Here is an 11,858-nt window from a genome sequence, read left to right on the forward strand (position 1 = left end):
AGGCGCGTCCATCGTCATGGCGACATACAATGGTGCCCGCTATCTCGATGAGCAACTCCGTTCGATCGTGGCGCAGCTTGGTCCTGACGATGAGGTCATCATTCTCGATGATGGATCGTCCGACCGTACGGTCGAATTGCTGGAGACGTACGCAAGCTTCTGTCCAGCCATTACGGTGCTGCGGAACGTGCGCAATCTCGGCGTGCTAGGCACGTTTGAGCTACTCCTAACGGCCTGTAGCAAAGACATCATTTTCCTAAGTGATCAGGATGATATTTGGCTTGATCAGCGACGTGAGCGGATGATTGCTGCCCTCTCATCGCCGGGCTACTCGGCGGTCTTGACCAACGCTCTCATTTTGCACGAATCCCCCACGAATCGCACATTTTTCGCGCCGGGCCGATCACCCGCCACTAACTCAATGTGGAGGAATTTCTTCAAAAACAACTTCATTGGCTGCTGCATGGCGTTCAAAAGAGACGTGCTGACTCTAGCGCTACCGTTCCCTCCGACGATCTCCATGCACGACTGGTGGCTCGGCACCTGTGCGGTCGCCATCGGCAAGGTTGCATATATCAGCGAGCCCTCGCTGCTTTACCGGCGGCATGACAGCAACCAGTCAGCCGCCGCGCGCCGGCCCTGGCGTGTTGTTATGGGCGACCGCGCAGGCAACCTGCGCGCGATAGCCACTCTCGTCCAACGCGTGGCGATGGTCAGGCGCGGGGATGGAAGGCGCCAGGAGAAATGATGTCCGGTGTAACGAGGCGGTCGACGATCCTTGCTCTGTCCAGCAGCATCGCTCCCCGGGCGATGTTTCGACCGGTTGCCGGATCAGGACGCGAGGCGGACACCGTGACGCTTCGAGACTTCGGGGCGGATCCGTCCGGTTTGACCAGCTCGGTTGCGGCCTTGCAGGCGGCGTTGGCTGCGGGCAAGCGCGTGGTGGGTACCCGTGGCGACGTCTATTTTCTCGACGCTTCGGTGACCGTGCAAAGTGGCAGCCAGCTCGTCGGTAATGGAGCGACGATCCGGCTTGGCCGAGGGGTTGTGGGCCTTCGGCTCAGCGGCGACGATTGCGTGATCTCCGGCTGGACGATCGACGGAGGGGGGGGGCTATATGCTGTCCTCAATACCGGCGCTCGCAACGCGTTCCTCGACAATCTATGTGTCGGCAACGTCGGGCACTTCCTGTTGGCCGTCGGCTCGGACACCGTCCTAATTTACGGTAATTTTGTCGACGGGTTGACCGCCGACACCGAGATTACGACGGCGTTCGTCGCGGAGCGATGCCGTGATGTGACCATACGTGACAATCGGTTCAGACAAATTCCCGTAGGTTGGAGCATTCAGATACGGGACGGAACTAATAATTTCAGCGTCGCGCGAAACCAATTCATTCAGACGCAATGGGCGCACTCTATTATATCGGAGCAAGATCAGCGCGTTTTTCACTTCACGCTGCCAACCCGCTGCCATCTGAAGAAGATTCAACTCAACGGCCTCCCCGCGTCAACGGGGTACCTGCTCGCACAGAAGGAAGACGGGACCTATCAAGTGAGTTTCGCCTTCGGCCGCAAACGAGGAGATAACGTCAGGCTGGTAGGTTATCGCGGAGCAGAGAACATTCAGATCAATACCGGCTCTCACCACGGGCTGATCGCTGACAACGCGATCGACGGCACGGGTGACAGCGGCATTGTTTGCTTTGGATCGCACCTCAACGTCGTACGAAACGACATTCGCAACTGCGGCTACGCCGGCATCGCGATCTATGGTGATCAAGATCATATATTGATCGCTGACAATCGGATCGCCGATTGTGCCCAGATGGACGACGGATTGTCCAGCCCGGACGAACCGAAGCTCGCCTCGGTCTTCGCCGGCGCGATTCTCGCCAGCGGCCAGGACGCGACGATCAGAGGAAATGTCATCGACAACGACGCGGGCACCATGAGGTACGGGGTTCGGATCAATAAGGCAACAATGGCGCTCCTTACCGACGGTCGTGCGACGATCCGCATCACGGGCAACACCTTTAATGGGGAATACGCCGATGGTCGCGTCTTCGCTCCCAACGAGACAAGCGGCGCTCGAATCAACTCGATTACCGTCGACGGCGCGCTGGTAACATATCCTGGTGGCCTAGACATAGAACGGCGTTGGCTCACCACGCCCACCGGGGATGCCCATCTCGCCATCAGCATCTTCGGTCGGCGAGGCGCCATCAGCGACGCGACAGTCAGGCTGGACAGCCCGGCCTCGATCAAGACCATAGCGGGCGAGCATGTCGACATCGATCTCATCGACGCTCACGTGTTCCGCGATTGCAATGTCGAGATCACCTTCTGGGCCAAGGCGGAGAGCGGTAGCAGCTATTTGTCCGCCTTCACCGAACTCGAGGGACTTCTTTTCCCGCTCACGGCAGAGATCCTTGATCCGACGTGGAAGCAATATTGGATCCGCTTCCCGCTCACGCGGAAGCTCGCAGATCGTATCCTTATCCGTTTAGGAGGAACGAGCGGGAGCGCCAACATACAACATCTGTCGATCACAGGACGACGCCTATAATTCTAGCGCGCGCACGCTCACACCAACCCCATAGCGATCGCGCCGCGTAGTTGCATCACCGCCTCTCGGGAGCGCCTAAAGCGTCGTGCCTGCCGCACAAGCCACCAGCGCTGGGCGACGCCGCCCTTCTCGATTGCGTTCAGGACACGCAGCTCGTTATCGTGCCCAACCACCACGTGCCGCAACCACAATATGTTATCGCGATACCAGCCAGAACGGGTCAGGCGGGCTTTGGCGGCAATATCGGCCCATCCGCGGCGCGTGCCATATTGATTGGTCGCATGTTGACGATACAGGATTGTAGCGGCCGGATCGCGAAACCATTTCAGCCCGCGCGACCGGCAGATCGCGTATATGATCCAGTCGTGCGATGCTCCCGCACATAACGTCGGCATTCGGCGGGCGACTGACGCCGTGATCTCTGCCGCGTGTCTAGACAGGAGATAGGTACAACCTGCCGATGCTCCTTGGAACAGGTAATCGAGTTCAGCGTCCCGTCCGGCCTTGTGGACGATCCATGACTCGCCCCCATCCTTCTGAAACGCGATCAAATCCGCGGAATAGCCGTCGGCGCGATGGGCGTTCATACCGGCGACCGCCCGAATCAGCTTATCAGGCAACCAGACATCGTCTTGATCGGCGAACGCGACGTAATCGTGCCGTGTTATGTCGACCGAGCGAAGAAGTTCGAAGAAGTTGCCGCTCGCGGAGCCCGTGAACCTTTCCCCATGAGGAACGAGCGTCAGTCTTCCCGAGAAACGTGCCGCCAGCTGCTGGAGAATCGCGAACGTGCCATCTTTCGATCCATCATCCCGTACGTATACGTGGGCATCGACGCCGCGCTGCCACAACAAGGACAAAATTTGATCCTCGCAATACAGCTCACCGTTGTAGGTCGCGAGTAGGATGCCCACTCGTGGGAACGCGGATTGAATCAAGGCAGAGGAACTTTCATGCTTGCCCAAAAAGGCCGTCCGCTCAATAGGCCAGCCGGCGAAGCCACCGTCCCATCGCAGCGCGCATATAACAGCTGCACAGGCTGTACAAGCGCGCCGCGCTACGGGGCAAGCTCGGCTGCGATGGTCTTCACCCGCGTCGCTTCGGCGATCGCCGTCGTACGTGGCCCGAAGGCGCGTCCGCAAAGGAACTGGACTTTCGCGTCACGGCACCTAGAGGCAGGCGTGCTGGTAACGCCGATGACACGCTTGCAACAACCAGCGCGCGATCGCTCGCGCGCCTCGCACCTCCCGGCCGTGGGGAACGCGGATTGGCACTTGGACGCTCGAGAGAGTAAGCCGCAGCTAATCGACTTATGTGCGGCCCGTCGCGCGCTTGGGCGATCCCGGCGCCGATCGCCGTCCGGCCTCAACGTAGGCTTGTTCACGAGCGTTTGGCAGGCCGCCCTGCGAGAGTCGAGGAGCCGACCGAGGTCGGGGGAGTAAATCAGATGAGTTCGTTCGCCGTTCCCTTGCTCGCGCTACCAAGGGCGTCGAAGCGCGTGATGGCCGCCACGATCGACGCGGCACTCTGCGCTCTCACCATCTGGATCGCATATTATTTAAGGCTCGGCTACTTCATCTCTCTGGCCGGCCGCCCGAGCGTGGCGGTGGGGCTGTCTGTCGCGCTGGCGCTCCCCGCCTTCCACATCGCTGGCCTGTATAACATGGCATTCCGACGTGCCGGTGCGGAGATGATCCCAACCGCAGGCGTCGCCTGCGCCGCGTACGGCCTCTGCTATGTGATCATCATCTCGGGATATGCGTTCGACAACGTTCCGCGCACGATCGGCATCGTACAGCCCATCCTGCTTTTCTTGGCGGTGTGCAGCGTCCGTCTGGCGGTCGGCTACGTGTTGGGCGGACAGATGCAGCGCCGCCTCGATCTCAAACCTTTGCACCGCGTGCTCATCTATGGCGCAGGATCCTCCGGGCGCCAGCTCGCGGCGGCGATCGGCGCGAGCCGTGAGTCAAACGTCGTCGGCTTTATCGATGACGATCGCTCAATCTCGGGGACTCGGATCAACGGTCTTCCCGTCTATCAGTCGGACGATCTCGCCGCCTTGATCGAAGATCGTCGGATCGATGATATCCTGCTGGCGCTCCCATCCGCGTCGCGTCAGCGCCGTAACGAGATCATTCACAATCTACGTGGCCTGCCGGTCGGTGTGCGGACGCTGCCCGGTCTCATGGACCTGGCGCACGGTCGCGTGGAGGCGAGTGACCTGCGCGAACTCACGATTGAGGACCTGTTGAGCCGCGATCCCGTCGCGCCCGACACTACAATGGTGTCAGAGAAAATCGCCAGCAAGACGGTACTGGTGACCGGCGCCGGCGGCTCGATCGGCAGCGAACTGTGTCGACAGATCCTTCTCGCCCAACCGGCCCGCTTGCTCATGCTCGAGCAGAGCGAGTTCGCCCTGTATGCCATCCACGGCCAACTGACCGAGGTGTCTAAGGTGGCAATCGTCCCGCTGCTCGGCTCGGTGACAGACCCGATCCGGGTCGCACAAGTGATGGCCGCGTGGGAACCGGAAATCGTATTCCACGCCGCAGCTTACAAACATGTTCCACTCGTAGAACACAATCCGCTGGAGGGCATGCGCAACAACGTGATTGGGACACGCTGCGTTGCCGAGCTCGCCGTCGCCCACGGCGTGCAGGACTTCGTCTTGGTCAGCACCGACAAAGCGGTCCGGCCGACCAACATCATGGGCGCCACGAAACGATTAGCCGAGCTCATTCTCCAGGCACTCGCAAGCGAGTCAACGGGCACGCGCTTCTCTATGGTGCGATTTGGCAACGTGCTGGGCTCTAGCGGATCGGTCGTGCCACTCTTCCGCGAGCAGATCCGCCGAGGGGGTCCTATCACGATCACTCATCGCGATATTACCCGTTACTTCATGACCATACCCGAGGCGGCCCAGCTCGTCGTACAGGCCAGCGCGATGGCGACCGGCGGCGAGGTCTTCGTTCTTGATATGGGCGAGCCTGTACGAATCATGGACCTTGCCCGAAATATGGTGGAACTGTGCGGGTTGACGGTAAAATCGGCGACTAACCCGGGCGGCGATATCGAGATCGTCACCGTGGGGCTGCGGCCTGGTGAGAAGCTGTTCGAAGAGCTGCTGATCGGCAACAATCCACGACCGACCCGCCATCCTCGCATCATGATGGCGTCAGAACACCATATTCCTTGGCTCACGCTCGCACCTCAGCTCGCGGAACTGGAACGCCTCGTGAACGCCGGTGCGGTACAAGCCACACGCGTCCTGCTGTGCCAGCTCGTTCGCGAGTTCGCCCCCACGAGCGAGATCGTTGACTTCGTCCTCCTGCACACCGCCACGAAGGTGGTGGATGCTGCGCCACCGAAGACTGAGCCAACTGCCGCCCTGCCCCGGCCGCGGATGCGGCATGGAACCTGACGCGATTGTCGCGAGGCTTTCACCTTACAGCGACATGACGTAGGCGGCAGTCCATGGCAGCCCCCACGTCCTTCTTCACTCAGCGGCCCAGCATGCCGCTCGTCCTGTTCTACGGCTTTCTGTTCACGTTGTGGATAGCCGGCGGTGCCTCACGGGCGGAAGTCTATGGCCAAATCGTCGTTCGCCTCGCCGCGATCGGCGCTCTTATCGCATGCGCGCTGTTCGTCGATCTACGAGGCCCCATCCGGATCAGGCCGATCGGCTGGTTGCTAGTGGCAGTGGCCTTGTTGGCTGTCGTACAACTGGCGCCTCTCCCGCCGCTTGTCTGGCAGGCACTGCCGGGCCGAGCGCTGCTGGCAGGGGCGGCGATGGATGGACCGCAACCCTGGCGACCGATCTCGATGACGCCCGGCGCGACAATGAACGCGTTGGCCTCACTGATCGTCCCTCTGGCCACGCTGGTCTTGGTGAGCGTGCTCAAACCCGGAGAACGCCGCATTCTGCCTTCGGCGATCCTGGTGATGATCGTGGCGTCGACCCTTCTCGGACTGCTCCAGCTCTCAGGTGCGAGCTTCAACAATCCGTTCATCAACGACACTCCGGGCCAGATGAGCAGCTCCTTCGCCAATCGCAATCACTTTGCGCTACTGCTGGCACTCGGCTGCCTGTTGATTCCCGCATGGGTATTCTCCGACCGGCAACATGCCCGCGTGCGCGCGGCGGTGGGTGTCGGACTGGCGCTGTTGTTCCTCCTGATGATCCTCGCAGCCGGTTCACGCGCGGGCATGCTGCTTGGCGCACTCGCGCTCGCGCTCGCGCTGCTCGTCGCCCAAGGGCCGATCCGACGGGCCCTGCGCCGGGCACCGCGGTGGGCGTTTCCCGGGCTGCTGGCCCTGGTCGTCGTGCTGGTCAGCGCTTTCGTGCTGATCAGCATCGCGGCCGACCGGGCTAGTTCGGTGCAGAGATTGTTCGACGTCGATCCGGGGCAGGACATGCGTCATCGCGCCCTACCGACAATCTGGTCGATGACGACAACTTACTTTCCGTTCGGCAGTGGTCTCGGCGGTTTCGACCCATTGTTCCGCGTGCACGAACCCATGGCGCTGTTGAAGCCGACCTACTTCAACCACGCGCACAACGATGTGGTCGAGGTTATACTGGACGCGGGTCTGCCGGCGCTGATCCTGCTGGTGCTTGCCGTGGCATGGTGGTGTCGCGCGAGCGCGCGCGTCTGGGTCGGTGGCAGCGGGGCGGACGCGATGCTGCCTAAGATCGGCTCCGCCATGCTGTTGTTAATCGGGCTCGCCAGCGGGTTTGACTACCCCGCACGCACCCCCATGATCATGGCGCTCATCGTCGTCGCGGCCGTGTGGCTCGACACTGACGCGACACGTGCTGCCGACTGAGCTTTACCTGAAGCGGGCCGCCAACTATGACCGCCCGCGGTCTCTAACCCGAAAGCCTCTTTCCCGCATGCGTGGTTTCTTCGTCCTCCTTCTATGCGCTTCAATGCTAGCTGGCTGCGGCGGCAGGCAACCGCTCGTGTCGACGCCGCGGTTAACCGTTCTACAGGATGATCCCACCTTGCCCGCGCCGACGCGAAGCGACCTTATCGCGGAGGATCGGCCGGCACTTATCGGACCGCTGGATACTATCCAAGTCGACGTGTTCAACGTTCCGGACCTGAATAAGGAAATGCAAGTCGACGCGAGCGGTCGCATCGCGATGCCGCTCGCCGGCACGATCGACGCGCGTGGGAAGACCGCAGGCGAGTTGGCGAACTTGATCGAGGACGCGCTTAGGGCCCGGTACGTCCGCGATCCCGAAGTGACGGTTAATATCAAGAGTTCGGTTAGTCAGGTCGTCACGGTCGACGGACAGGTCGTGGAGCCCGGCCTATATCCGGTTACAAACCAGATGACGTTAATGCGAGCCATCGCTTCCGCCAAGGGCCTCTCCGAGTTCGCGCGCGAGGAGGACATTATCATCCTGCGAACGGTGCAGGGCCGCAAGATGGCCGGTCTCTACAATGTTGGCGCGATCCGCCGTGGTGCCTATGACGACCCGCAGATCTACGCCAACGACGTGATTATCGTGGGAGACTCGCCGCAACGCCGCCTATTCCGCGATTTGGTTTCGCTGTCACCTGTGCTGGCGGCGCCTCTCATTGCCATTCTGCAATAACACGACATCAAAGGCCTGCTTGTCACTATGAATCTAGCCACGCCCTTCCCTCCTGGTGGCAATCAGCCAGTCGCGGCGACGCTCGACCGGGTGCCGCAGGTTGAGGCTGTGCCGACGCCGGTGCTTCGGCAGTATCTCCGCATGGTGGTGCGGTGGCGCTACGTGATCCTCGGGATCATGGCAGTATGTGTCCTGCTCGGGCTCATAATTACGCTGCTGATGACACCTAAATATACCGCAACCGCCTCAATCGAGATTTCAAGGGAATCGAGCAAGGTCACGGACATCCAGGGCGTCGAGCGTGAGGCGAGCCTCGCCGATCAGGAGTTCTACCAGACCCAGTATGGTTTGCTGAAGTCGCGCTCGCTGTCGGAACGGGTGGCGCAGCAACTACGACTTGTCGATGATCCCAAGTTCTTCACGTTGTTTGGGGCCGCTGACCATACGCCAGCGTTCGATTTGCTAAACGGCCGATACCCCGCGGGCGGGCGCGTGGAGCGACAGCGCGTTGCAGGTAAGGTGTTGCGCGATAATCTTTCGGTCACGCCGACCCGGCTCTCGCGCCTGGTCGATGTCGCTTTCACTAGTCCGGATCCCGCCTTTTCTGCCAAGGTCGCCAACGCCTGGGCTGATAACTTTATCCAGACGAACCTTGAGCGCAAAGTGCAGGCTACTTCCTATGGGCGTAATCTTCTGCAACGCCAGCTTGGACAAGCTAAAGAGCGCCTCGACGAGTCCCAGCGGCAACTAGTGAATTACGCGTCGGCGCAGCAGATCATTAACCTTCCGTCTCAATCGAGCGACGGTCGAGCCGCGAGCGAGCGCTCGATCGTTGCGGATGATCTCGCCACGCTCAACCTGGCTCTATCCCAGTCGACCGCAGATCGTATCCAGGCCGAGGCACGCTTCCGCGAGGTAGGTCCGGCGGGCGCCTCGACTGAGGCGTTGCGCAACAACGCGATTAACAATTTGCGGCAGCGGCGCGCCGAACTTGCCGCTGAATACCAACGGCTGATGATCCAATTCAAGCCGGACTATCCTGCCTCAAAGGCAGTGGCGTCGCAGATCGTTCAGCTAGATCGTTCGATTGCGCGTGAAGAGGGGCGCGTCACTGCTTCACTCCGCGCTGATTACCGCGAGGCTGAGGAGCGTGAGAATGCGCTCCGCCGCAAAGTCAACTCACTGAAGGCAAGCTACCTGGATCTACGGCGGCGCAGCATCCAGTACAATATCTACCAGCAGGAAGTCGACACGAATCGCGCACTCTACGATGGGCTGCTTCAGCGCTTCAAGGAGATCGGCGTCGCGGGCGGCGTGGGTATCAACAACGTCTCCGTCGTGGACGCCGCCGACACACCGCAGAAGCCATCTAGCCCGCGCCTGTTCCTCAACATCTTGGCGTCCTTGCTGCTCGGTTGTGGGCTGGGTGCCGTAGCCGCGTTCGGGCTCGAGCAGATCGACGAAGCGATTGCCGATCCCGCGGAGGTGGAGCGCCGGCTCGGCCTTCCGCTGCTCGGTGCCATACCCAAGCTCCGCGACGCCACACCGAAGCAAGCGCTCCTTGATCGCAAGTCAGATCTGTTCGATGCCTATCTCGCGGTGCAGACCAGCCTGAGCTTCACGACCGAGCGGGGGGTCCCGAGATCCTTCGCGGTCACATCGACGCGTCCGGCGGAGGGCAAATCGACCACGGCGCTGGCGCTCGCGACGACGCTCGCGCGGGGCCACCGCAAGGTCCTGCTTGTCGACGGCGATATGCGGTCGCCCTCGGTTCATCAATTCGGAGGGGTCGGACATGAGCGTGGGCTGAGCAATTTCCTAGCTGGTGACGACGATATTCCCTCGATGCTGTTCCAGATGCCGGATATGTCGCTGATGGCGATGTCAGCCGGTCCAATCCCTCCGAATGCGGCGGAGTTGCTGATGAGCAACCGTCTCGGGATGTTGATTGATCGCCTGCTCGAACAATTCGAACATGTCATCATCGACTCGCCGCCAGTAATGGGTCTTGCGGACGCCCCGCTAATCGCGAGCCGGGTCGAAGGCGTTATCTATGCGGTCGAATCGCACGGGATCCGGTCCAGTCTGGTCAAAACCGCTTTGGGTCGCTTGGCAAGCGCCAACGCGCGCATCTTTGGCGGTGTGTTGACGAAGTTCGAGGCGCGTAAAGCGAACTATGGCTATGATTACGGATATGGCTACGGTCGCTCGCGTGACGACGACAAGTAACGCGCGGCAACGTCGCCGATCTCGCTTTGCGCGCCGATCCGGCCGCGAGTGGATCATCCGCGGATGTGGTGCTGCCGCGTTGGCGCTGATCGGCTTCTTCGAGGTCGAGTTCTCGCTCTCGCAAGCACTACGCCACGCGCCCGCGCGGGCTGCGGCGCTCGCCCCGTATGATGGTCGTGCGTTAGGCCGCCTAGCCGCTGACCGCAGCGGACCGACCGCTAGCCCGGTGGAACGGCGACGAAGCGATCAGCTGGCGATGGACGCTCTTCGGCATGAACCGATCAACGTGGCGGCGGCCGCAGCGCTCGGCCTTAACGCGGATGCCACGGGAGATCCCCGCCGAGCGCGGCGCGCCTTTGCCTATGCCGAGAGACTCTCGCGCCGTGACTCTGCCACGCAACTTTGGGCGATCGAGGATGCCGTCGGCCGCGGTGACATTTCGAACGCCTTGCGCCATTATGATATCGCGCTTCGGGTCAAGCCCGAACTCGGGGGGCTGCTTTTCCCGGTGCTTCTCGGCGCAAGCGAAGATCCGACGATTCGGCACGCGCTTGTGCATACCCTGGCCGCCAAGCCATCCTGGGGAGAAGCGTTCGTCAACTTCGCAGCGAGCAAGATCAGCGAGCCGCGAGCGGTAGCCACGCTATTCCGGGATCTTCGTGGCCGCGGGTTTGCCATCCCGCCCGCGGCGACAGCAAGCCTAGTGAACGCCCTGTTCTCGGCCGGTCTATTCGACGATGCCTGGAACTATTATCGCCTGATCCGTAATCGAGCCGATCGCTCGCACTCGCGCGACCCACGCTTTCGCGCACACCTCGACGTTCCCACGCTGTTCGACTGGACGCCCGTCAACGAAAGCGGGGTCGTAGCAACGATCGAGAGCGGTGTTTTTGACTTCTCGGCTCCCGCTAGCGTCGGCGGTACGATGCTGCAGCAGATACAGGTGCTGCCGCCCGGCGGCTATGTTCTGCGCGGCAAGTCCTCAAATATAGATCAGCCTGCCGCTGCGCGGCCATACTGGGCGCTCGCCTGCCATGATGGACGAGAGCTGGGGCGGGTCGAGGTTCCATCCTCGACGAGCGGCGGCGAGGGGCATTTCGGGGGCACTTTCCGTGTACCGCCGGATTGTCCCGTCCAGACCCTGATCCTGGTGGCACGGGCATCTGACGCGATCTCCGGCCTGTCGGGACAGATCAATCAGGCAGCTCTGATACCAGCGCGGTAGCTGAGACGCTCAGGGCTGACCTCGGGACTGATACGCACGCGCCTGGCAGATCCGGCGTGAGGAGAGCCATTGGCGCACCCTCTTTCGGTGTCGTCGACGCACGGGCACCGCCGCGACCCTGCTATGTTTCGCCTCACGCTAGAGCGGTTTCCGGCCTTTCTGAATCATCGAGGATTCACACGGGCGCGGTTTTCTGATTCAGGCTCTGGGCCGGGTCAGGAGGCCGGCACG

At 61.6% G+C, this 11,858-nt stretch carries 8 protein-coding genes; 7 read left to right on the forward strand and 1 reads right to left on the reverse strand.

The window, feature by feature from the left end; translation table 11 throughout:
• The first annotated feature begins 16 nt into the window (after positions 1-16).
• Together FHY05_RS11840 and FHY05_RS11845 are read left to right on the forward strand one after the other, a co-directional pair.
• Positions 17-748, forward strand: a complete 732-nt coding sequence (locus tag FHY05_RS11840) for a glycosyltransferase family 2 protein (RefSeq protein WP_183944583.1) — start codon at positions 17-19, stop codon at positions 746-748.
• Between the two features lie 104 nt (positions 749-852).
• Positions 853-2,568 carry a right-handed parallel beta-helix repeat-containing protein gene (locus FHY05_RS11845; protein ID WP_183944584.1) on the forward strand — a complete coding sequence of 572 codons (1,716 nt, stop codon included), beginning with the start codon at positions 853-855 and terminating at the stop codon, positions 2,566-2,568.
• Positions 2,569-2,585: 17 nt separating this feature from the next.
• Here the strand turns inward: FHY05_RS11845 and FHY05_RS11850 are convergent, their stop codons facing one another.
• Positions 2,586-3,482 carry a glycosyltransferase gene (locus FHY05_RS11850; RefSeq protein ID WP_183944585.1) on the reverse strand — a complete coding sequence of 299 codons (897 nt, stop codon included), beginning with the start codon at positions 3,480-3,482 and terminating at the stop codon, positions 2,586-2,588.
• A 533-nt stretch (positions 3,483-4,015) separates the two neighbouring features.
• Here FHY05_RS11850 and FHY05_RS11855 point away from each other — a divergent pair.
• From FHY05_RS11855 to FHY05_RS11875, 5 genes are all read left to right on the forward strand, one after another.
• On the forward strand, positions 4,016-5,989 hold the full coding sequence (locus FHY05_RS11855) for a nucleoside-diphosphate sugar epimerase/dehydratase (protein WP_183944586.1): 1,974 nt from the start codon (positions 4,016-4,018) through the stop codon (positions 5,987-5,989).
• 53 nt (positions 5,990-6,042) lie between these two features.
• Positions 6,043-7,395, forward strand: coding sequence for an O-antigen ligase family protein (locus FHY05_RS11860; RefSeq protein ID WP_183944587.1), 1,353 nt, complete (start codon positions 6,043-6,045; stop codon positions 7,393-7,395).
• A 136-nt stretch (positions 7,396-7,531) separates the two neighbouring features.
• On the forward strand, positions 7,532-8,173 hold the full coding sequence (locus tag FHY05_RS11865) for a polysaccharide biosynthesis/export family protein (protein WP_311732461.1): 642 nt from the start codon (positions 7,532-7,534) through the stop codon (positions 8,171-8,173).
• A 27-nt stretch (positions 8,174-8,200) separates the two neighbouring features.
• The gene (locus tag FHY05_RS11870; protein ID WP_183944589.1) at positions 8,201-10,402 is read left to right on the forward strand and encodes a polysaccharide biosynthesis tyrosine autokinase; all 2,202 of its coding nucleotides are present in this window, start codon (positions 8,201-8,203) and stop codon (positions 10,400-10,402) included.
• 79 nt (positions 10,403-10,481) lie between these two features.
• On the forward strand, positions 10,482-11,627 hold the full coding sequence (locus FHY05_RS11875; protein ID WP_183944590.1) for a hypothetical protein: 1,146 nt from the start codon (positions 10,482-10,484) through the stop codon (positions 11,625-11,627).
• The last annotated feature ends 231 nt before the right edge of the window (positions 11,628-11,858 follow it).

This window comes from Sphingomonas sp. BK580 (genome assembly GCF_014194975.1).
GTDB lineage: Bacteria > Pseudomonadota > Alphaproteobacteria > Sphingomonadales > Sphingomonadaceae > Sphingomonas.

Excerpts from the sequence above, each read along its gene's own strand:
- FHY05_RS11870 (WP_183944589.1), top strand. The coding sequence starts at position 8,201 with ATGAATCTAGCCACGCCCTTCCCTCCTGGTGGCAATCAGCCAGTCGCG.
- FHY05_RS11840 (WP_183944583.1), top strand. The coding sequence starts at position 17 with ATGGCGACATACAATGGTGCCCGCTATCTCGATGAGCAACTCCGTTCG.
- FHY05_RS11855 (WP_183944586.1), top strand. The coding sequence starts at position 4,016 with ATGAGTTCGTTCGCCGTTCCCTTGCTCGCGCTACCAAGGGCGTCGAAG.
- FHY05_RS11860 (WP_183944587.1), top strand. The coding sequence starts at position 6,043 with ATGGCAGCCCCCACGTCCTTCTTCACTCAGCGGCCCAGCATGCCGCTC.